General features: G+C 59.6%; 18 protein-coding genes and 1 pseudogene. 15 read left to right on the forward strand and 4 right to left on the reverse strand.

What is annotated here, in order from left to right:
* The first annotated feature begins 106 nt into the window (after positions 1-106).
* The 5 genes and pseudogenes from PL597_RS01635 to PL597_RS01655 all read left to right on the forward strand — a co-directional run.
* Positions 107-775, forward strand: a complete 669-nt coding sequence (locus PL597_RS01635) for an MSMEG_1061 family FMN-dependent PPOX-type flavoprotein (RefSeq protein WP_271364483.1) — start codon at positions 107-109, stop codon at positions 773-775.
* Between the two features lie 118 nt (positions 776-893).
* A complete protein-coding gene (locus PL597_RS01640) occupies positions 894-1,916 on the forward strand; it encodes a LacI family DNA-binding transcriptional regulator (RefSeq protein WP_271364468.1) in 1,023 nt (340 codons plus the stop codon).
* A gap of 47 nt (positions 1,917-1,963) precedes the next feature.
* Complete coding sequence (gene xylB, locus PL597_RS01645) at positions 1,964-3,418, forward strand: xylulokinase (protein WP_142911932.1); 1,455 nt, start codon at positions 1,964-1,966, stop codon at positions 3,416-3,418.
* 241 nt (positions 3,419-3,659) lie between these two features.
* Entirely contained in the window at positions 3,660-4,970 is a 1,311-nt protein-coding gene (gene xylA / locus PL597_RS01650) for a xylose isomerase (RefSeq protein WP_077985014.1), read from the forward strand.
* A 38-nt stretch (positions 4,971-5,008) separates the two neighbouring features.
* Positions 5,009-5,257, forward strand: a pseudogene (locus PL597_RS01655) (transposase); the annotation flags it as partial.
* Positions 5,258-5,418: 161 nt separating this feature from the next.
* Here PL597_RS01655 and PL597_RS01660 read toward each other — a convergent pair.
* Positions 5,419-7,707 (reverse strand): NADP-dependent malic enzyme, encoded by a 2,289-nt coding sequence (locus PL597_RS01660; RefSeq protein WP_077985012.1) that lies wholly within the window; start codon positions 7,705-7,707, stop codon positions 5,419-5,421.
* A gap of 474 nt (positions 7,708-8,181) precedes the next feature.
* Between PL597_RS01660 and PL597_RS01665 the strand changes: the two genes are divergently transcribed.
* From PL597_RS01665 to queE, 10 genes are all read left to right on the forward strand, one after another.
* Entirely contained in the window at positions 8,182-9,612 is a 1,431-nt protein-coding gene (locus PL597_RS01665) for a mannose-1-phosphate guanylyltransferase/mannose-6-phosphate isomerase (RefSeq protein ID WP_142911930.1), read from the forward strand.
* A gap of 303 nt (positions 9,613-9,915) precedes the next feature.
* On the forward strand, positions 9,916-11,148 hold the full coding sequence (locus PL597_RS01670; protein ID WP_271364469.1) for an ABC transporter substrate-binding protein: 1,233 nt from the start codon (positions 9,916-9,918) through the stop codon (positions 11,146-11,148).
* A 142-nt stretch (positions 11,149-11,290) separates the two neighbouring features.
* Positions 11,291-12,193, forward strand: coding sequence for a carbohydrate ABC transporter permease (locus tag PL597_RS01675; RefSeq protein WP_271364470.1), 903 nt, complete (start codon positions 11,291-11,293; stop codon positions 12,191-12,193).
* The gene (locus tag PL597_RS01680) at positions 12,186-13,127 is read left to right on the forward strand and encodes a carbohydrate ABC transporter permease (protein ID WP_137411610.1); all 942 of its coding nucleotides are present in this window, start codon (positions 12,186-12,188) and stop codon (positions 13,125-13,127) included. The genes PL597_RS01675 and PL597_RS01680 overlap by 8 nt, the downstream gene beginning before the upstream one ends.
* 5 nt (positions 13,128-13,132) lie before the next feature.
* Entirely contained in the window at positions 13,133-14,221 is a 1,089-nt protein-coding gene (locus PL597_RS01685; protein ID WP_077985297.1) for an ABC transporter ATP-binding protein, read from the forward strand.
* A gap of 56 nt (positions 14,222-14,277) precedes the next feature.
* Entirely contained in the window at positions 14,278-15,042 is a 765-nt protein-coding gene (locus PL597_RS01690; RefSeq protein ID WP_142911929.1) for a sugar phosphate isomerase/epimerase family protein, read from the forward strand.
* Positions 15,043-15,066: 24 nt separating this feature from the next.
* Positions 15,067-16,200 (forward strand): Gfo/Idh/MocA family protein, encoded by a 1,134-nt coding sequence (locus tag PL597_RS01695; protein WP_077985007.1) that lies wholly within the window; start codon positions 15,067-15,069, stop codon positions 16,198-16,200.
* Positions 16,201-16,343: 143 nt separating this feature from the next.
* On the forward strand, positions 16,344-17,054 hold the full coding sequence (gene queC, locus PL597_RS01700; protein ID WP_269827315.1) for a 7-cyano-7-deazaguanine synthase QueC: 711 nt from the start codon (positions 16,344-16,346) through the stop codon (positions 17,052-17,054).
* Positions 17,054-17,410 carry a 6-carboxytetrahydropterin synthase QueD gene (gene queD, locus PL597_RS01705; protein ID WP_269827316.1) on the forward strand — a complete coding sequence of 119 codons (357 nt, stop codon included), beginning with the start codon at positions 17,054-17,056 and terminating at the stop codon, positions 17,408-17,410. Before queC ends, queD begins: the two co-directional genes overlap by 1 nt.
* Entirely contained in the window at positions 17,407-18,162 is a 756-nt protein-coding gene (gene queE, locus PL597_RS01710) for a 7-carboxy-7-deazaguanine synthase QueE (RefSeq protein WP_137411613.1), read from the forward strand. Before queD ends, queE begins: the two co-directional genes overlap by 4 nt.
* 319 nt (positions 18,163-18,481) lie before the next feature.
* Here queE and PL597_RS01715 read toward each other — a convergent pair whose 3' ends face one another.
* Genes PL597_RS01715 through PL597_RS01725 form a run of 3 tightly spaced genes read right to left on the reverse strand, consistent with a single transcriptional unit; the run spans position 18,482 to position 21,408 of the window.
* Entirely contained in the window at positions 18,482-19,531 is a 1,050-nt protein-coding gene (locus PL597_RS01715; RefSeq protein ID WP_077985003.1) for a Gfo/Idh/MocA family protein, read from the reverse strand.
* A gap of 5 nt (positions 19,532-19,536) precedes the next feature.
* Positions 19,537-20,322: a ThuA domain-containing protein gene (locus tag PL597_RS01720; protein ID WP_271364471.1), complete on the reverse strand. Its 786-nt coding sequence runs from the start codon at positions 20,320-20,322 to the stop codon at positions 19,537-19,539.
* Between the two features lie 57 nt (positions 20,323-20,379).
* Entirely contained in the window at positions 20,380-21,408 is a 1,029-nt protein-coding gene (locus PL597_RS01725; RefSeq protein WP_142911925.1) for an ABC transporter ATP-binding protein, read from the reverse strand.
* Positions 21,409-21,410: the final 2 nt, after the last annotated feature.

Genomic DNA, 21,410 nt, shown 5'->3' on the forward strand with positions numbered 1-21,410 from the left:
TGAGGTACGTACCTCAAAAAAATGCACAGAGGGAGCGAAATCGGGGCCGGGAGGACGGTTGACCTGGATTTTTGCCGCTGGGCAGAGCTGTTCAGAGGGGGAGATCATGACGGACTTGGAACTCACTCCAAACTTTGCAATCAGGCCAGACTTTGCCATAACGGATGAGCAGTCGCTTCGCGGGTTGTTTGAGCCGACACATGCGCTGGCGATACAGAAGTGTCAGGACAGGCTTGGCGTACATGCGCAGGAATTCATAAGACGGTCCCCGTTTCTCTGCATCGGCACCCAGAATCTCGCAGGAAAGGCCGATGTCAGCCCGCGCGGTGATCCGGCGGGCTTCGTAAAGGTTCTTGATGGCCGCACCCTGGTGATCCCGGACCGGCCGGGCAACAATCGCCTTGATACTCTCAGCAACATAATCGCCAACCCCGTTGTGGGTCTGTTGTTCATCGTGCCCGGCTTTGACGACACCCTGCGGGTGAACGGGCGCGCGACACTGAGCAACGATCCCAAACTGCTGAAGCTCATGAGCGTTGCGGATCGTATCCCCAAACTTGCCATCGTCGTGAAGGTTGATGAGGTCTTCATGCATTGCGCCAAGGCGTTCCGGCGCTCCCACCTGTGGGATCCCGCGCATTTGCAGGTCCGGTCGGAAATGCCCTCGCTTATCAAGATCATTCTCGAGGAGACAACGGGGGCGCCGAGGGACGGGCGCGAGATGCAGAAGATGGACGAGCAGCTGGAGCAAGACTACCGGCGGACGCTCTATTAACCTCAGCCCATGCGGGCATTGATATTCCGCAGCCGGTCGATGAAATATGAGGTACGTACGTCATTTTTCGATTTACGGCGGCGGCAAAGCTGGATATGCAAAGGAGGAGGGAGGAGCCATGAAGCCGACAGTTCACGATATTGCAGAGCGGGCAGGCGTCAGCCTTGCCACCATCGACCGGGTGTTGAACATGCGCCCTGGCGTGCATGCGGCGACGCGGGCGCGGGTGGAAGCCGCCATTGCCGAGCTTGGTTATGTGCGCGATATCGCTGCCGCCAATCTGGCCAAGGGCCGCAACTATTCCATGGTCTTCATTCTGCCCGGCAATGACAATTCCTTCATGGCGACATTGCGCGCCGAGGTGCGGGCTGCGGCTGGTCGTTCGCATCTGGAGCGCACGGCTATCCGTGTGATCGAGGTGCCGCCGTTCAATGCGGCGGCGCTGACCGAGGCTCTTGAGGTCGCGCGGCGGGAAAAACCATCCGGCGTCGCCTTCGTCGCCACAGATTCCGAAGATGTGGCCGAGGCCGCCGACCGGCTGGCGGAAGATGGCATTGCCACCGTGACGCTGGTCTCCGACCTTTCCGGCTCGCGGCGCGATCATTATGCCGGCGTTGACAATGTCGCGGCCGGGCGCACGGCGGCGAGCCTGATGGGGCGTTTTCTCTCCGGGCGTGGTGGCGATGTCGCCGTTGTTGCCGGCTCCATGCTGGTGCGTGACCATCGCGAGCGTCTGGAAGGGTTTCGCGCCGTCCTCGAAGCGGAATTCCCGCACTTGCGGCTGTTGCCCGTGCTGGAGGGCAGGGACGATCCTTTTACCGTCGAAGCGCTGGTGTCCAAGGCGCTGGGCAATGCCGCACTGTCAGGCATCTACAGTCTCGGTGCCGGCAATCGCGGTCTCATCCGCGCGCTTGGGGCCGCAGATGGCGAAAGAGCGCTTTCGGTCATCGCCCATGAACTGACGGAAAACACCGCCAATGCGCTGCGGCAAGGGCTGCTCGATGCCGTGCTCAACCAGGATGCTGGCCATGAGGTGCGCAGCGCCATCCGCGTGTTGAAGGCGCGCGCCGATGGGCTGCCTGTCATCGCCGCGCAGGAACGTATTCGTATCGACATCTTCCTCAGGGACAATCTTCCCTGAATAAAACTGCTGAAAGCGGCGCACGGAGCGCCGGAATGGAGAAATACATGTATCTCGGTCTCGATCTTGGCACGTCAGGCGTCAAAGCCCTGCTGATGGACGGCGATCAGAAAATCATCGGCTCGGCCAACGGCTCGCTGGATGTTTCGCGCCCGCATCACGGCTGGTCCGAACAGAACCCGGCAGACTGGATCGCCGCGACAAAAACCGCCGTTGCCGGCCTGAAGCAGAAGTTTGCGAAAGAGCTTGCCGCCGTCAAGGGCATTGGCCTTTCCGGTCAGATGCATGGCGCGACGCTTGTGGATGCCGAAGGCAAGGTGCTGCGCCCCTGCATCCTGTGGAACGACACACGCTCCCATGCCGAGGCTGCCGCTCTCGATGCCGATCCACGTTTCCGCAAGATAACAGGCAATATCGTCTTCCCCGGTTTTACCGCGCCGAAGCTTGCCTGGGTGGCGAAGAACGAGCCCGACATCTTCGCGAAAGTGGCCAAGGTATTGCTGCCGAAGGATTATCTGCGGCTATGGCTGACCGGCGAGTATATCTCGGAAATGTCCGATTCCGCCGGCACCGCCTGGCTGGATACCGGCGCGCGCAAATGGTCTTCCGATCTGCTTGCGGCGACGGGGCTCGATGAAAAACACATGCCGTCGCTGGTGGAAGGCACGGATGAGGCGGGCGTTCTGCGCAGTGAGCTGGCTTCCGAATGGGGCATTTCCGGCCGTGCCGTGGTCGCCGGTGGTGCTGGCGACAATGCCGCTTCCGCCTGCGGCATGGGCACGGTGAAGGAAGGCCATGCCTTCGTATCGCTCGGCACATCGGGCGTGCTCTTTGCCGCCAACGCCTCTTACCTGCCGAAGCCGGAAAGCGCCGTGCATGCCTTCTGCCATGCGCTGCCCGACACCTGGCACCAGATGGGCGTCATCCTCTCCGCGACGGATGCGTTGAACTGGTATTCGCGCCTCACCGGCCAATCCGCTGCCGATCTGACCAGTGAACTCGGCGAGACGCTTCTGGCCCCCTCCGGCGTCACTTTCGCGCCCTATCTTTCCGGCGAACGCACCCCGCATAATGACGCGGCCATCCGTGGCTCCTTCATTGGCCTGTCCCATGAAAGCGACCGCAAGGCGCTGACCCAGGCCGTGCTGGAAGGCGTTACCTTTGCGATCCGGGATAATCTCGAAGCGCTGAAATCGGCCGGCACGTCAATCTCCCGCGTCACCGCCATCGGCGGCGGCTCGCGCTCGACTTACTGGCTGGCCTCGATCGCCACCTCGCTGGGCGTTCCCGTGGATATTCCGGCCGAGGGTGATTTCGGTGCGGCCTTTGGTGCCGCCCGCCTTGGCCTGATTGCCGCCACTGGCGCCGATCCGGTGGCGGTTTGCTCGCAGCCGGAGACGGCGCGGACGATTGAGCCGGTGGCAGCGCTTGGCGATGCTTACGAAGAGGCTTACAGGCGGTATCATGCGCTTTATCCGGCGATAAGGGCGCTTTCGCAGTGAGACGCGGCGTGTGCGGCGTCACCCCCCTCTGCCCTGCCGGGCATCTCCCCCTCAAGGGGGGAGATCGGCAAGTGGCGGACACCTCACTTCATACTCCGCCTCGCGAGAGGTGAGGACGTAACTACTAGTCGATCTCCCCCCTTGAGGGGGAGATGTCCGGCAGGACAGAGGGGGGTGAGCCACACCCTCCAACCTTGAAATTTTCAAACACGATTTAAACCCACCATGGAGGAACCACCCAATGACGACAGGCTTCTTCGGCGATATCGCCAAGATCAAATATGAAGGCCCCGACAGCACCAATCCGCTGGCCTTCCGCCACTACAATCCCGACGAGATCGTCGCCGGCAAGCGCATGGAAGATCACCTGCGTTTCGCGGTAGCCTATTGGCACACCTTCACATGGCCGGGCGGTGACCCCTTCGGCGGCCAGACCTTTCAGCGTCCGTGGTTCGAAGACACCATGCAGGCCGCGAAACTGAAGGCGGACGTGGCGTTCGAATTCTTCTCGCTGCTCGGTTCACCGTTCTATTGCTTCCACGATGCCGATGTGCGCCCGGAAGGCAAGAACTTTGCCGAAAACACCAAGAACCTCAATGAGATCGTCGATTATTTCGCGCAGAAGCAGGCCGATACCGGCGTGAAGCTGCTGTGGGGTACGGCCAACCTCTTCTCCAACCGCCGCTTCATGTCGGGTGCAGCGACCAATCCCGATCCTGACGTCTTCGCCTTCTCCGCCGCGACGGTGAAGACCTGCATGGATGCCACCAAGAAGCTTGGCGGCGCCAACTATGTTCTGTGGGGCGGTCGTGAAGGTTATGAAACGCTGCTCAACACCGATCTGTCGCGTGAACTTGACCAGCTCGGCCGCTTCCTCAATCTTGTGGTGGAATATAAATACAAGATCGGCTTCGAAGGCACGATCTTGATCGAGCCGAAGCCGCAGGAGCCGACCAAGCACCAGTACGATTACGATGTCGCCACCGTTTATGCCTTCCTGCAGAAGAACGGTCTCGAAAAGGAAGTGAAGGTCAATATCGAGCAGGGCCATGCCATCCTTGCCGGCCATTCCTTCGAACATGAGCTGGCCATGGCCAATGCCTTCGGCATTTTCGGCTCCATCGACATGAACCGCAACGACTACCAGTCCGGCTGGGATACCGACCAGTTCCCCAACAACGTGCCGGAAATGGCGCTTGCCTATTACCATGTTCTGGCCGGCGGCGGCTTCAAGAATGGCGGCACCAACTTCGATTCCAAGCTGCGCCGCCAGTCGCTCGATCCGCAGGATCTGCTGATCGGCCATATCGGCGGCATGGATTGCTGCGCCCGTGGCCTGAAAGCAGCGGCGAAGATGATCGAGGATGGCGCGCTGTCGAAGCCGCTTGCCGAGCGTTACGCCAAGTGGGATTCGGCTGAAGCGCAGAAGATGCTGCGTGGCGAGCTGAAGCTGGAAGAGATTGCAGCGCTGGTCGAGCGTGAGGATATCAATCCTGAGCCGAAGTCAGGCCGTCAGGAGTATCTGGAAAACGTGGTCAATCGTTACGTTTGACGGGAATGTCGGGGGTGACGGTAGCGTTGCCCCCATCGCCGACGCGCCGGCCGAATCGGCGTCACCGTATCCTGACGCTGCGTCTTGTCCGCCTTAACCCGATGATATTGAAGGGTCGGGCGGCCGTGGAAACGACATTTGCCACACTGAAGAACCGTATTGGCCCCGGCGTGATCCGCTACCGTGGGATCGTCGAGACAAAGGCGCAGATCCTGCTAGCAGCGGTGGCTTTCAACACGCCCCTTTGGGTGACATTGCCGACGCCGACAACGCCTCATCGGGCCTGAAATCCACCCAAACCACCCTCAAGACCACGAAAAAGCCCGCCTCAGACAGAGGCGGGCGAGCGATACGCTTCCAAAATCTCCAGACCAGAAAGGGGCCAGGCGATGGATATTGCAACGCGCCTCGCCGGTGCGAAGAAACGTGCTGCAACCTCCAGCCCGTCTCAACGACCGGCGTTGTAGGCCGCGATTGCCGCCATGTTAACGATGTCGCTGTCCTTCGCGCCCATCGAAGTGATCTGCACCGACTTGTCGAGGCCGACGAGAAGCGGGCCGATGACGGTCGCGCCGCCCAGTTCCTGCAGCATCTTGGTGGAGATGGAGGCGGAATGGATGGCGGGCATGACCAGCACATTGGCCGGGCCGGAAAGACGCGCGAAGGGATACTGGCTCTGCATGCGGTGATGGTTGAGTGCTATATCGGCCGACATTTCGCCATCGACCTCGAAATTGACGTTTCGCTTGTCGAGGATTTTCACGGCCTCACGTACTTTGTCGGAGCGTTCGCCGACCGGCTGGCCGAAAGTGGAATAGGCGAGCATGGCAACGCGCGGTTCGTAACCGAAACGGCGTGCAAGGTGGGCGGCCTCTTCGGCGATATCCGCCAGGTCCTCGGCATTCGGCATATCATGCACGGCCGTATCGGCAACGAAGACGGTTCGGTTGCGCGAGACCACCAGCGAAACGCCGATGACGCGATGGCCGGGCTTTGTGTTGATGCAACGGCGAATATCTTCCAGCGCCGTGGAGTAATTGCGGGTGACGCCGGTGACCACGGCGTCCGCATCGCCCATCGCCACCATGCAGGCGGCGAAATGGTTGCGGTCGTTATGGATCAGGCGCTGTACGTCGCGCAGCAGGAAACCGCCGCGCTGCAGGCGCGCATAGAGGTAATCGACATAGGCATCGACACGGCTGGAAAGGCGCGCATTGGTGATCTCGATATTGGCGCGGTCGAGATCGATGCCGGCGCGTTCCGCATTGGCCCGGATGATGTCGTCACGGCCGAGCAGGATGGCGGTGCCGAGGCCCTGCGCGGTGAAGGAAATCGCCGCGCGCATGACCTGTTCTTCTTCGGCTTCCGCAAAAACGACCCGCTTGGGCGAGCGGCGCACCCGTTCGTAAAGGCGCTGCGTGGTGGAAGCCATCGGGTCGCGACGGGCGGAAAGCTCGCGGGCATAGGCATCGAGATCGGGCAGCTCCCGGCGGGCGACGCCGGTTTCAATCGCTGCTTTCGCCACGGCCACAGGAATTGCCGAAATCAGGCGCGGATCGAAGGGAACCGGAATGATGTATTGCGACCCGAAGCGCGGACGATTGCCCTGATAGGCGGCGGCCACATCGTCAGGCACATCCTCGCGGGCAAGATCGGCCAGCGCCTGTGCCGCCGCGATCTTCATCGCATCGTTGATCTGGCTGGCGCGAACATCGAGCGCGCCACGGAAGATATAGGGAAAGCCGAGGACGTTGTTGACCTGGTTCGGGTAGTCCGAACGCCCGGTCGCCATGATGGCGTCGTCGCGGATGCGCGACACTTCTTCCGGCGTAATTTCCGGGTCCGGATTGGCCATGGCGAAGATGATCGGCTTCGGCGCCATGGAGCGGATCATCTCTTCGCTGAAAGCGCCCTTTTGGGAGAGGCCGAACACCACATCCGCACCCTTCATGGCTTCCGCCAGCGTGCGGTTGTTGGTTTTCACCGCATGGGCGGATTTCCACTGGTTCATGCCTTCGGCACGGCCCTGATAGATCACGCCCTTGGTATCGCAGAGCGTGATGTTTTCAGGGTTGAACCCCATGGCCTTGATGAGGTCCATGCAGGCGATTGCCGCAGCGCCCGCGCCGTTGCAGACCAGCTTGGTGGTCTTGAAGTCGCGGCCCGTCAACTCGATGGCGTTGATGAGGCCGGCGGCGGCGATGATGGCGGTGCCGTGCTGGTCGTCATGGAAAACGGGAATGTCCATCAGCTCGCGCAGGCGGCTTTCGATGATGAAACATTCCGGCGCCTTGATGTCTTCCAGATTGATACCGCCGAAGGAGGGTCCGAGGTAACGCACACAATTGATGAACTCATCGGCGTCTTCGGTATCGACCTCGAGGTCAATGGAATCGACATCGGCGAAGCGCTTGAAAAGGACCGACTTGCCTTCCATGACCGGCTTGGAGGCCAGAGCGCCGAGATTGCCGAGACCCAGGATGGCGGTGCCGTTGGAGATGACCGCAACCATGTTGCCGCGCGTTGTATAATCGTAAGCGGTCGCCGGATTTTCGGCGATGGCTTTCACTGGTACGGCCACGCCAGGCGAATAGGCAAGCGACAGATCCCGCTGCGTCGCCATCGGCTTGGTCGGGGTGATTTCCAGTTTCCCCGGCCTGCCTTGAGCGTGAAAATCCAGGGCTTCCTGATCCGTAACCGATGTTCTTGTGCTGGCGGGCTTCGTCGTGTCGGACATGGGCTGAACGTGCTTTCGTGTCGATAACATTGTAAAAATATCCGCCGTTGTTATTGTATTTTTCGCGCGTCTGCCAAGTCTTGAATGTTGTTCAGTGCAGCAAATTTAAGCGTGATGAAATTTGCGGCCGGATTTAATCGATTAAGTCGACGTTCTTGACCCGTTGCTGGATTATCGGGCCCGTGCGCCACCGCCCGACCGCAGATGCGGATCCGCGGGTGGTGCATTGCCGCGATCCTCGTGGGCGTTTCCGTGGCGAGTTCTGTGGAACCTCGCAAGCCATGTCGCGTTAGCGAAACGGGTCCCCGGGCAATCGACATGTCCTCCAAATGCCCTGTTGCTCATTCACCAAGCTTTCACAAGGCGAATTTATGAGCTTGCGCTTGCCCGCTCGCAAACCGATGATGGCGGCATTGGGAAATATGTATATTGTCCGGCGCGCCGGAAAATTTTTGATATTGGAAAGGTTTTGCCGTGAAGGAACATACTCGAAAGATCACGCCGGTTCTTCTGGCTGGCGGTGCGGGCTCCCGACTTTGGCCCGTCTCGCGCGATCAGTTGCCCAAGCAGTTCCAGCCGCTGGTCGGCAATCTTTCGACCTATCAGCAAACGTTGCAGCGGGTGGGCGACAAGAGCCTCTATGCCGAGCCGCTTGTCATCACCAACGAGGATTTCCGTTTCTTCGCCCGCCGTCAGGCGGAAGAAATCGATTTGCCGGCGACGGTGGTGCTGGAGCCCGCCCGCCGCGACAGCGCCGCCGCCATGGCCGCCGCCGCCGTGCTGGCCGAGCGCCGCGAGCCAGGATGCCTGGTGCTGGCGCTTGCCGCCGATCATGTGGTGCTCGATGCCGACAAGTTCTCCGACGCCGTGAAACTCGGCGCAAAAGCCGCCGATCAGGGCAATATCGTCGTCTTCGGCCTGGTACCGACCGAACCGCGCACCTCCTACGGTTATATCAAGCCGGGCGAGGCGATCGACGGCGAGGAAGACCTCAGCACCGTGGATGCTTTTGTGGAGAAGCCGGATATGAAGACGGCGATCTCCTATCTGGAAAAAGGTTATCTCTGGAATTCCGGCAATTTCCTGTTCCGTTCCGATGTGATGATTGCCGAGCTGAAGGCCTTTGCCCCGGAGATTCTGGCGGCGGTGACGCAAGCGGTCGAGCAATATGAAAGCGACCTGGGTTTCGTGCGCCTGCATCAGGAAAGCTTCGAGGCTTCGCCGAAAAATTCCATCGACTATGCGGTGATCGAGAAGACCAAACGCATGGCGGTGGTGCACGGACATTTCCGCTGGTCGGATATCGGCAGCTGGGATGCGATCTGGGAAATTGCCGACAAGCGCGGCAACGACAATGCGCTGGAAGGCCACGGCGTTTTCATCGATTCGGAAGGCTGCCTCATCCATTCGACGCAATTGCTGACGACGGTGGTGGGCGCCAGGGACATGGTTGTCGTGGCCACTAAGGATGCGGTTCTGGTGGTGCCGAAAAACCGGGTGCAGGACGTGAAGGGGCTGGTGGAGACGCTGAAGAATGGCGAACACGCGCCGCAGACGCAGACCCACAAGCGGGTCTATCGCCCCTGGGGCTATATCGAACATATGTATGTGGACGAGCGCTACCGGGTCGGCCACATCACGGTGGATCCCGGCCACCGCATCTCATTCCAGAAACATTATCACCGCTCGGAACACTGGATCGTCGTCAAGGGCACGGCGACGGTGACGATTGGCGAGGAAACCCGGCTGCTGACGGAGAACCAGTCGGTTTACATCCCGATCGGCGAGTCACATCGGCTTGCCAATGAGGGGCAGATTCCGCTCGAACTGGTCGAAATCCAGACCGGAGCCTATATCGGCGAGGATGATGTCATCCGCATCGAGGATGACTATAAGAGGCAATAATGGATAGTGTTGTGAGGCAGCACGACAGAGGCGAGGCGGAAGGCGTTCCGGCTCGTTTGTATGTTTAAAGGGTGAGCCCCCTTATTCAAATACGGATGCGGCAGCCGCGTCCCTTGCAGAAATTGTAGGAATGGAAGGGGCAGGCCGGCAGGACCTGGCATGCCGCCGGTCGTCGATTTGCGAGGTTTCCAGTCGCAAGGCATGTCCGAAATTGCCACATCGAGATTCGTATTTTAGGCGGTTGCCTAATCAAAAATCTTCGCATACGTTCCAACTGTAACGTTTCAGTGAGGGAGGAGACTCATGCGAATGCGTGTTATTTCTGCGGCCTTTTTGGCCAGCGTCATGATTCCGGCGGGTATCGCCGGGGCCACCGATCTTGAGGTGACCCATTGGTGGACATCGGGCGGCGAAGCCGCCGCGGTCGCCGAATTGGCCAAGGCTTTCGACGCCACCGGTAACAAATGGGTTGACGGTGCGATTGCCGGTTCGGGCGGCACGGCCCGGCCGATCATGATCAGCCGCATCACCGGCGGTGACCCGATGGGTGCGACCCAGTTCAACCACGGCCGGCAGGCGGAAGAGCTTGTTCAAGCAGGCCTGATGCGCGACCTGTCCGATGTTGCTGCAAAGGGCAACTGGAAAGACGTCATCAAGCCCGCGAGCCTGCTTGACAGCTGCACCATCGACGGCAAGATTTATTGCGCGCCGGTCAACATCCACTCCTGGCAATGGCTGTGGCTTTCCAATGAAGCCTTCAAGAAGGCGGGCGTCGAAGTTCCGAAAAACTGGACGGAGTTTGTCGCCGCCGCACCGGCGCTGAAAAAGGCCGGTATCCAGCCGCTCGCGCTCGGTGGGCAGGCCTGGCAGGCCAACGGCCTGTTCGACACGCTGACGCTTTCGCTCGGCGGCAAGGACCTTTATCAGAAAGTCTATGGCGACAAGGATGCCGAGACTGCAGCCGGGCCTGAGATGGCGAAGATTTTCGCGGCTGCCGTCGAGGCGCGCGACATGGCCAAGGGCACCAATGTTCAGGACTGGAACCAGGCCACCAACATGGTTATCACCGGCAAGGCCGGCGGCCAGATCATGGGGGACTGGGCGCAGGGTGAATTCCAGCTTGCCAACCAGAAAGCCGGCACGGACTATTCCTGCCTTCCCGGACTTGGTCTTAGTGAATACCTCACCACGGGTGGCGACGCCTTTTATTTCCCTGTTTTGAAGGACGAGGCGAAAACCAAGGCGCAGGACGTTCTTGCCGCAACCATCGTCGATCCGAAAACGCAGGTTGCCTTTAACCTGAAGAAAGGCTCGCTGCCGATCCGCGGCGACGTCGACCTCAATGCAGCCAATGACTGCATGAAAAAGGGTCTGGCAATTCTGGCCAAGGGCAATGCGCTGACCAGCACCGACCAGCTGATTTCTACCGATACGCAGAAACAGAAGGAAGACCTGATGGCGGAGTTCTTCGCGGGCTCGATGTCGGCGGAAGACGGGCAGAAGCGCTTCGCAGACATTATCGGTTCGGCGGACTGATTGTGATCTCTCCGGGTGGGAAAGCGCTTCGACGCTTTCCCTTCCAGCGTCCTGCCTGTGCAAAATCACCAGCACGGGCAGGGGTTTCATGCGGCGAGGCTTTTGCCTGACCGCTAACTGTAACGTTACAGGAGGAGGTAACATGGCAGGGCAAGCGCGCTCAGGGCGCCCCAACCAGCTTTTCCGCAATCTCAATTCCAAGATTGCCTCCATTCCGATGATCCTGACCGCGATGGTGATTTTCCTCGGCGGCACGATCTGGACAGTGGTTTATTCCTTCACCAATTCCAAGCTTCTGCCGCGGGCAAGCTTTATCGGCTTCGATCAATATGAGCGTTTGTGGGCAGCACCACGCTGGATCGTCTCCATCCAGAACCTGGCGATCTACGGTATTCTGTCGCTGATTCTCAGCCTCGTTATCGGCTTTGTGCTGGCGGCGCTGATGGATCAGAAGATCCGCTTTGAAAACACCTTCCGCACGATCTTCCTTTATCCCTTCGCCCTGTCCTTCATCGTCACCGGCCTCGTCTGGCAATGGCTGCTGAACCCGGAATTCGGCATCCAGTCCGTGGTCCGCTCGATGGGCTGGGAAAGCTTTACTTTCGATCCGCTCTATAATTCCCAGATCGTCATCTACGGCATTCTGATTGCCGCGCTCTGGCAGGGCACGGGGCTCGTCATGTGCCTGATGCTCGCCGGTCTTCGCGGCATTGACGAGGATATCTGGAAGGCGGCGCGCGTCGACGGCATTCCGATGTGGAAGACTTATATTCTCATCATCATTCCCATGATGCGGCCGGTCTTCATCACCACGCTGGTCATCATCGCCAGCGGCATCGTCAAGGTTTACGATCTTGTCGTGGCGCAGACGAGCGGCGGGCCGGGCATCGCGTCCGAAGTGCCGGCGAAATATGTCTATGACTACATGTTTCAGGCGCAGAATCTGGGGCAGGGCTTTGCCGCCTCCACAATGATGCTCCTGACGGTCGCGATCATCGTCATTCCATGGGCCTACCTCGAATTCGGAGGCAAGAAGCGTGGCTAATATCAGCACATTGAACACGGTTGTCGCCGCCAGCGATGCGGTTGCCCCGGACCTTTCCGGCCCTCGCGGCAGGAAACCGAGGAAGACCTTTTCACGCCGCAACATCATTCTTTACGGCACGCTGTTTGTGGCTGCCGCCTATTACCTGCTGCCGCTATACGTGATGGTCGTGACCTCGCTGAAAGGCATGCCGGAAATCCGGCTCGGCAACATCTTCGCGCCGCCGGTGGAAATCACTTTCGAACCCTGGGTGAAAGCCTGGGCGAATGCCTGCACCGGGCTTAACTGCGACGGGCTTTCGCGTGGGTTCTGGAACTCCGTGCGCATTCTCGTACCATCGGTGGTCATTTCCATCATCGTCGCTTCCGTCAGCGGCTACGCTATGGCGAATTGGAAGTTCAAGGGATCGGAACTGTTCTTCTCGATCCTTATCATTGGCGCTTTCATCCCCTATCAGGTAATGATCTATCCGATCGTCATCGTGCTGCGGGAAATGGGTGTCTATGGCACGCTGACCGGTCTCGTCATCGTGCACACCATCTTCGGCATGCCGATCCTGACGTTGCTGTTTCGCAACTATTTCGCTTCGCTGCCGGAGGAATTGTTCAAGGCAGCGCGCATCGACGGCGCGAACTTCTGGCAAATCTATTTCCGCATCATGCTGCCCATGTCGCTGCCGATCTTCGTCGTGGCGATGATCCTGCAGGTGACCGGCATCTGGAACGACTTCCTGTTCGGTGTCGTCTTCACCCGGCCGGAATATTACCCGATGACGGTGCAGCTCAATAACATCGTCAACTCCGTGCAGGGCGTGAAGGAATACAACGTCAACATGGCCGCCACGCTTCTGACCGGGGCCGTGCCGCTGATCGTTTATTTCGTCTCCGGCAGGCTTTTCGTCCGCGGCATTGCCGCCGGCGCAGTAAAAGGTTGAGCTATATGAACAAAAGCGTTTCCATCCGCGATCTTTCACTGTCCTTCGGCGCCGTTGCCGTGCTGAAAGATCTCAATCTCGATATTTATGACGGCGAATTCCTCGTGCTGCTCGGCTCGTCCGGCTGCGGCAAGTCGACCCTTCTCAACTGCATTGCCGGGCTTCTGGAACCGACCGACGGACAGATATACATCAAGGACCGCAACGTCACCTGGGAAGAGCCGAAGGATCGCGGCATTGGCATGGTGTTCCAGTCCTACGCGCTTTATCCGCAGATGACGGTGGAAAAGAACCTGTCCTTCGGCCTTCAGGTCGCCAAGGTGCCGAAGGAGGAGATCGACCGCCGCGTCAAAAGGGCGGCGGGCATTTTGCAGATCGAGCCTTTGCTGAAGCGCAAGCCCGCCGAGCTTTCCGGCGGCCAGCGCCAGCGCGTGGCGATCGGTCGGGCGCTGGTGCGCGATGTGGATGTGTTCCTGTTCGACGAGCCGCTCTCGAACCTCGACGCCAAGCTGCGCTCGGAATTGCGTGTCGAAATCAAGCGGCTGCACCAGTCGCTGAAGAACACCATGATCTATGTGACGCACGACCAGATCGAGGCGCTGACGCTGGCGGATCGCATCGCCATCATGAAGAGCGGCGTCATCCAGCAGTTGGCGGACCCCGTCACCATCTACAACAAACCGCGGAACCTCTTCGTCGCCGGTTTCATCGGTTCCCCCTCGATGAATTTTCTGCGCGGCGAGTTGATCGAAAAGGACGGCAAGGTGGTTTTCACCACCAACGGCGTCACCTTCGCGCTGGACGGTTATCATGCGGAAACGCCGCTGGCCGGCGGCCGCGCCGTCGTTCTCGGGGTGCGCCCGGAACATGTGCGGGTCGATGCCGATATCGTCGGTGGCGAAGTGCATGAGGCAATCGTCGATATCGAGGAGCCGATGGGGGCCGACAATCTGATCTGGCTGAAACATGCCGGGCACACCATGTCGGTCCGCGTCGGCGGCCACAGGCGGTTCTCTCCGGGCACGAAGGTGCGCCTCGGCCTCGACATGACGATGGCCTCACTGTTCGACGCGCAAAGCGAGGAGCGGCTCTAGAACGCCTCCGATTTCCCCCACACAATCCCAAGACCCAGATCTCTATGGAGGAGACAATGACAGAACTCGGTTTTCAGCTTTACAGCGCCCGCAATTTCCAGCCTTTTTCCGATATTCTGAAAAAGCTTTCGGCTGCGGGTTATAAACATGTCGAGGGTTATGGCGCGATGTATGCTTCGCTGGATGAACCAGGCCTAAAAGGCCTGCGCGCCGAACTCGAAGCCAACGGCCTTTCGATGCCGACCGGTCATTTCGGCCTCGATCTTCTCGAGGGTGACCCGAAAAAGGCGCTCAATATTGCCACGGTTCTGGGTGTAGAGGCAATCTATTGCCCTTATCTGATGCCTGATCAGCGCCCGACAGACGCCGCTGGCTGGTTTGCCTTCGGCAAGCGTCTGCAGGAGGCCGGAAAGCCCTTCGTGGATGCCGGTCTGACTTTCGGCTGGCATAACCATGACTTTGAATTCAAGCAGCTCGCCGACGGCTCCACCCCGCAGGAGCAGATTTTTGCCGGCGGCCCGGACCTGAAATGGGAGGCGGATATCGCCTGGATTATCAGAGGCAATGCCGATCCGCTCGCCTGGATCGAAAGCTACGGCAAGCGCATCTCCGCCGTGCATGTCAAGGATATCGCGCCGGCTGGCGAGAATGCGGATGAGGACGGCTGGGCCGATGTCGGCCATGGCACGGTGGACTGGAAAGGCCTCGTCGCGGCGCTGAAGGCGAAATCCGCCACGAAACATTTCGTGGTCGAGCACGACAATCCGAAGGATATCGACCGGCTGATCACCCGCTCGATCGCGTCCTTCAAAACCTACTAAGTTTCAATTTTCGGAGTTTAAATCATGGCCAGAGATCTTGGCGTCGGCATCATCGGATGCGGCAATATCTCGTCTGCTTATTTTTCGCTGGCACCGCTCTTCAAGGGCATCAAGGTGCTGGCCTGCGCTGATCTCAACCGCAATGCGGCGGAGCTGAGGGCGGAAGAATTCGGTGTTGTCGCGCAGTCCATCGAGGAACTGCTCGCCAATCCCGAAATCGATGTGGTGGTGAACCTCACCATCCCCGCCGCACATTTCCCGGTGTCGAAAGCAGCCCTTGAGGCGGGAAAACACGTCTATTCGGAAAAGCCGCTGGTGCTTTCGCTGGAAGAGGGTGAGGAGCTGCGGCGCATCGCCCGCGAGAAAAATCTCTCCGTCGGCTGCGCCCCGGATACTTTCCTCGGCGGTGCGCATCAGCTTGCCCGACAATATATCGATGACGGCAAGGTCGGCCGCATCACGTCCGGAACCTGCCACGTTATGAGCCCCGGCATGGAGATGTGGCACCCCAATCCGGGCTTTTTCTTCCTCAAGGGCGGCGGGCCGATCCTCGATCTCGGTCCCTATTACGTTGCCAACCTCATCAACCTCATCGGCCCGATAAAGCGCGTCGGCGCGTTGACAAGCATGGCCAATCCGACCCGTACGGTGACCAGCCAGCCGCTGAACGGCGAGGTCATTCCCGTCGAAACGCCGACCAATATCCACGCGCTGCTGGAATTTGTGAACGGTGCGACGATCACACTTTCCGCCAGCTGGGATGTCTGGTCGCACCGCCACGCCAATATGGAACTCTACGGCACGGAAGGCTCGATCTATGTGCCGGACCCCAATTTCTTCGGCGGGGTTGTCGAAGCCAGCGGCCGAGACAAGAATATCCAGCCGCTGGAAGACTGGGCGCATCCTTTCGGCATTTCCAACCAGGAAAGTCCCCACGGCCCGCGCGCCAATTACCGCACGGCCGGCCTTGCCGATATGGCGATTGCCATTCTGGAGGGCCGTGATGCACGTTGCTCGCTGGATCGCTCCCTGCACGGTATCGACGTGATGACCTCGATCCTGAAGTCCGGTGAGGAAGGCCGCTTCATCGAGATGACAACGACCTGCACACAGCCGGCAGCCCTCGGCATCGAGGAGGCGCAGGCGCTGCTGCGCTAGTGCGTTTATGATCCGGAAAGCGGCGAAGGCGACTTCGCCGCTTTCCTGTTTTCGCGGCAGCCCTTCACAATCCCTTCGCTTTGCTTTAAAGCCGCGCCGTATCCGGTCGCAGCCCACCCGGTCAAAACAAGGGATCCTAAATTATGAAAACTATCGTCATCTGCTCCGGCGGATTGGACTCCGTTTCGCTCGCGCATAAAATCGCCGCGGAACATGAGCTTCTCGCTCTCGTCTCCTTCGATTATGGCCAGCGCCACAGGAAGGAACTGGATTTTGCCGCCGATTGCGCCAGACGGCTCGGCGTGCCGCATCATATTATCGATATCAGAACCATCGGCACGCATCTCACCGGTTCCGCACTGACCGACGATGTGGAGGTGCCTGATGGCCACTATGCGGAGGAGACCATGCGCTCCACCGTGGTGCCGAACCGCAATGCCATCATGCTCACCATTGCTTTTGGGCTGGCTGCCGCGCAGCAGGCGGATGCGGTGGCGATTGCCGTGCACGGCGGCGATCATTTCATCTACCCCGACTGCCGGCCGGGCTTCATCGACAGCTTCAACGCCATGCAGGCGCACGCGCTTGAAGGCTATGCCGATGTGAAACTCTTCGCGCCCTACGTCACCGTTTCCAAGGCGGCCATCGTGACCGATGGTGCAAAATATGGAACGCCCTTCGGTGAAACATGGTCCTGTTACAAAGGCGGCTTGCGCCACTGCGGCCGCTGTGGCACCTGCGTGGAACGGCGCGAGGCCTTTCATCTGGCAGGCGTCACCGATCCGACAGACTATGAGGACCCGGACTTCTGGGTGGCGGCTACCCACGCCTTTGCGGCGCAGGAGGTGCGCTGATGTTCCGCATCACCAAGGAATTTCACTTTTCCGCCTCTCACCAGTTGAAAAGCCTGCCGTCGGATCACCAGTGCAATCGCCTGCATGGGCATAATTACATTGTCGAGATCGAGCTGGCAGGCGAAGCGCTGAACGAGCACGGTTTCGTGCGCGATTATCATGAGCTTGCGCCGCTGAAGCACTACATCGACGAAAAGTTCGACCATCGCCACCTGAATGACGTTCTCGGCCATGACCGGGTGACGGCGGAATGCCTGGCGAAGCATTTTTATGACTGGTGCAAAGAGCGTCTGCCGGAAACCAGCGCCGTGCGCGTCAGCGAAACCGCCAAGACCTGGGCGGAATACCGGCCATGACGATGGCTGCACACAAGATTGCAGCGAAGGACGCAACGATCCGCATCAGCGAAATCTTCGGGCCCACCATTCAGGGCGAAGGTCTGCTGATCGGTCTGCCGACCGTCTTCGTGCGCACCGGCGGCTGCGATTATCGCTGTTCCTGGTGCGACACGCTGCACGCGGTCGATAGCGATTATCGCGAAACGTGGAAACCCATGTCGGTCGACGCAATCTGGCAGGAGGTGCGGCGGCTGTCCGGCGGCGTGCCGCTGACGGTCTCGCTGTCTGGCGGCAATCCGGCCATCCAGCCGCTCGGATCTTTGATATCGAAGGGGCAGGGCGAGGGGTATCGCTTTGCGCTGGAAACGCAGGGCAGTATCGCCAAAGACTGGTTTGCCGATCTCGACCATCTGGTGCTGAGCCCCAAGCCGCCATCGAGCGAAATGGAAACCGACTGGCAAGCCTTCGAAGGCTGTCTTGCCGCCGCCGGTGACGGACCGCAGGTGGCGCTGAAGATCGTGGTGTTCGACGATGCGGACTATGCCTATGCCAAGGCGGCATCCGCACGTTTCCCGCATCTGCCTGTCTATCTCCAGCCCGGCAACCACACCCCGCCACCGCCGGATGACGACGATGCGCGTGTCGATATCGATGGGGTGATGGACCGGATGTTGTGGCTGGTGGACAAGGTCAGCGTGGATCGCTGGTTTTCAGCGCGTGTGTTGCCGCAGCTGCATGTGCTGTTATGGGGAAATAAGCGGGGGGTGTGAATTTAAATTGTAGATGGAATTGATGAAAGACATTCTAATTTAGAATATCCGTTGACTTCCCTCCTGGGGTGTATTTGCGTGGTAAATGCATCTTTTGATTATATAGGGGGAGACAATGAAAAGGTTGATCGCCTTTTTGGCCTTAGCAATTATGACATGTTCATCTATCGCTCACGCTGGCTCGTGTAATCACTCGTGGCAGACAGCAAGCGATGGCTCTCGGTGCGGAGACAGAGCCGCTGACCGTCGCCCGGGCGGCTAGAAGCAGGAAACAAAAAACTGCGGAGAGCGACAGTCTGTGCCGCCGCTCTCCTGCAACTCAAGCCGAAACGGTCAGCTCACGCCGTTCCCGATCCGCGATGATCGACAGATCGAGCACCTTCTGCAAATTCGCGGCGTGGCGGAAGTCGGGATCGGCGACGCCACCTTCCATCACCGCCTTGGCGAATTTTTCGTAATTCGTCGGCACCGGGTCGACATCGATTGTCTTCCAGATCGCCTTTTCCACATCGTCACCGACGCAGGCGCGCAGGCTGGAGTAATCGGGCGTGTGGATCACTTCCAGTGCGCCCTTGTCGCCGTGGATGCGCAAACGAAGTTCGTTGAGATGGCCCGTTGCCCAGCGGCTGGCATGGATGACGCCCATGGCGCCGTTTTCAAGCTCGGCGGTCATGGTGAAGCTGTCATTGGCGTCGAGATCGTAGGCGCCGATCTTGTTGCCTTCATATTTGTCGAAGGTCTTCAGCCGCGTGAAGATGCGTTCCACATCGCTGCCCGCGCCATAAGAGGCGAAGTCGAGAATGTGGATGCCGACATCACCCAGAACACCGTTTGAGCCGTGCTTGGTGGAAAGTCGCCACAGCCACTTGCTCTCCGTCATCCAGTCGCCCCAGGCCTTGGAAACGAGCCAGCTCTGGAGATAGGAGGCTTCCAGATGCCGCACCTTGCCGATTTCGCCGGCCAACACCATTTCACGCGCCGCCTGCAAGGGTGCGACGTTGCGATAGGTGAGGTTGACCATGGCGACGAGGCCAGCCTTCTCGGCGGCATCGGCCATTTCGGCGGCCTTGGCGTAGTTTTCCGCCAGCGGCTTTTCGCAGAAGACATGCTTGCCGGCCGCAAGCAGCTTCAGGCTGGTCGGGTGGTGGATTGCGTCCGGCGTGACATTGGCTGCCGCATCGAATTCACCCCAGGCGATGGCGTCGTCCAACGAGGTGAAGGAAAGCGGGATGTTGTGGCGGAGCGCAAAGCCTCGCACCACCACGTCATCCACATCCACCGCCGCGACCAGTTCGACGCCCGGAATTTGTGAGAAATAGGTGGCATGATTGTTGGCCATGCCGCCGGTTCCGAGAATGAGAAGTCTCATGGTGTTTACCTGTAACCTGCTTCGCCTGCCTTGTGCAGCTTGGGACCGCGTTCTTCGATGGGCTCCAGCGCCTCGTCGATGGGGACATTAGGGGCGTCGTGAATGCTCTTCAGTGCGCCAATCGGATTATAGGCCCATTTCACCGAATTGCTGATGACCTTCTGGACATTGGCATCGTGATAGGTCGGATAGGTTTCGTGCCCGGGGCGGAAATAGAAGATGTTGCCGGCGCCGCGACGCCAGGTGAGTCCGGATCTGAAGACTTCGCCGCCCTGAAACCAGGAGATGAAGACGGTTTCCAGCGGCTCCGGCACGGAGAACTGTTCGCCATACATTTCCTCGTTTTCGAGCTCGAAATGTTCCGGCAGGCCGGCGGCAATCGGGTGGCGCGGATTGATCGTCCACAGACGCTCGCGTTCGCCTGCCTCACGCCATTTCAGCGCGCATGGCGTGCCCATCAAACGTTTGAACGGCTTGGAGAAGTGGCCGGAATGCAGGACGATCAGGCCCATGCCTTCCCAGACGCGCTTGGCGACACGCTCGACGATTTCATCCTGAACCGCGCCATGATCCTTGTGGCCCCACCAGACGAGAACGTCGGTCTTGTCGAGGCGCTCCTGCGAAAGCCCGTGTTCCGGCTCCTGCAGCGTAGCTGTCGTGGCATTGATCTCAGGGTTCTGGTTCAGCGCGTCGGCGATGGTGTTGTGCATGCCGTTTGGATAGATCGAACGCACCGTCTCGTTGATGTGTTCGTGGATATTTTCGCCCCATACAACGGTGTTGATGGTCATTGTCATGCTCCTCGGTGAAAGCCGGGACTTTGGGTGAGCCCGGCGAAAGTTGAATGTTCAGGCGGCACCCCTGGCAGGGTTGCGGGTAAGCGCCCGGCCCTCGGCGTCGAAACGGTGGATTTGAGCCTCATCCGGCACAACGGCGATGCGTTCGCCCGCCGTGCGGCCGGTCACGCCCTCTTCACGAACGACGACGGGTTCATCTGCGCCAATCTCGACATAGATATAGCTGTCAGATCCCAGCATTTCCGAATGCACGATCTCGCCGCTCCAGCCGTCGCCGTTGGGGGCGATGGTGATGTGTTCGGGGCGGATGCCGATGGTTTTTGCGCCTTCGGCTTCGGCATATTTGCCGGTGAGGAAGTTCATCTTCGGCGAGCCGATGAAGCCTGCGACGAAGGTGTTGACAGGGCTTTCATAAAGCTCCAGCGGCGTGCCGATCTGCTCGACGCGGCCGTCACGCAACACGCAGATTCGGTCGGCGAGCGTCATAGCCTCCACCTGATCGTGGGTAACATAGATCATTGTCGTGTCATGCATTTCGCGATGCAGCTTGGCGATTTCCAGACGGGTGGCGACGCGCAGCGCCGCATCGAGGTTGGAGAGCGGTTCGTCGAACAGGAACACCTTCGGATCTCGCACGATGGCGCGGCCGATGGCGACACGCTGGCGCTGGCCGCCGGAAAGCTGCTTCGGCAGACGTTCCAGGTAGGGTGTGAGCTGCAGCATCTCGGCTGCCGCTTCCACGCGTTTCCTGCGCTGTTCCTTGTTCGCACCTGACAATTTCATGCCGAAGGCCATGTTCTCGAACACGGTCATATGCGGATAAAGCGCATAGGACTGGAAGACCATGGCGACGCCGCGTTTGGCGGGCGGCAGGCGGTTCACCGCCTCGCCGTCGAAGGACAGGGTGCCGCTCGAAATCTCTTCCAGCCCACAGATGAGGCGCAGAAGCGTGGACTTGCCGCAGCCGGAAGGGCCGACAAAGACCATGAATTCGCCGGAGCGGATATCCATGTCGATGCCCTTGATGACATCGAAGGCGCCGAAGGATTTGCGAAGATCGCGCAGTTGAATGGTGGTCATTT

The sequence above is a fragment of the Agrobacterium sp. ST15.13.013 genome (assembly GCF_027956525.1).
GTDB lineage: Bacteria > Pseudomonadota > Alphaproteobacteria > Rhizobiales > Rhizobiaceae > Agrobacterium > Agrobacterium salinitolerans.

Coding starts and splice junctions, on each gene's coding strand:
- PL597_RS01635 (WP_271364483.1), top strand. CDS start 107: ATGACGGACTTGGAACTCACTCCAAACTTTGCAATCAGGCCAGACTTT.
- PL597_RS01640 (WP_271364468.1), top strand. CDS start 894: ATGAAGCCGACAGTTCACGATATTGCAGAGCGGGCAGGCGTCAGCCTT.
- xylB (WP_142911932.1), top strand. CDS start 1,964: ATGTATCTCGGTCTCGATCTTGGCACGTCAGGCGTCAAAGCCCTGCTG.
- xylA (WP_077985014.1), top strand. CDS start 3,660: ATGACGACAGGCTTCTTCGGCGATATCGCCAAGATCAAATATGAAGGC.
- PL597_RS01660 (WP_077985012.1), bottom strand. CDS start 7,707: ATGTCCGACACGACGAAGCCCGCCAGCACAAGAACATCGGTTACGGAT.
- PL597_RS01670 (WP_271364469.1), top strand. CDS start 9,916: ATGCGAATGCGTGTTATTTCTGCGGCCTTTTTGGCCAGCGTCATGATT.
- PL597_RS01675 (WP_271364470.1), top strand. CDS start 11,291: ATGGCAGGGCAAGCGCGCTCAGGGCGCCCCAACCAGCTTTTCCGCAAT.
- PL597_RS01685 (WP_077985297.1), top strand. CDS start 13,133: ATGAACAAAAGCGTTTCCATCCGCGATCTTTCACTGTCCTTCGGCGCC.
- PL597_RS01690 (WP_142911929.1), top strand. CDS start 14,278: ATGACAGAACTCGGTTTTCAGCTTTACAGCGCCCGCAATTTCCAGCCT.
- PL597_RS01695 (WP_077985007.1), top strand. CDS start 15,067: ATGGCCAGAGATCTTGGCGTCGGCATCATCGGATGCGGCAATATCTCG.
- queC (WP_269827315.1), top strand. CDS start 16,344: ATGAAAACTATCGTCATCTGCTCCGGCGGATTGGACTCCGTTTCGCTC.
- queD (WP_269827316.1), top strand. CDS start 17,054: ATGTTCCGCATCACCAAGGAATTTCACTTTTCCGCCTCTCACCAGTTG.
- queE (WP_137411613.1), top strand. CDS start 17,407: ATGACGATGGCTGCACACAAGATTGCAGCGAAGGACGCAACGATCCGC.
- PL597_RS01715 (WP_077985003.1), bottom strand. CDS start 19,531: ATGAGACTTCTCATTCTCGGAACCGGCGGCATGGCCAACAATCATGCC.
- PL597_RS01720 (WP_271364471.1), bottom strand. CDS start 20,322: ATGACCATCAACACCGTTGTATGGGGCGAAAATATCCACGAACACATC.
- PL597_RS01725 (WP_142911925.1), bottom strand. CDS start 21,408: ATGACCACCATTCAACTGCGCGATCTTCGCAAATCCTTCGGCGCCTTC.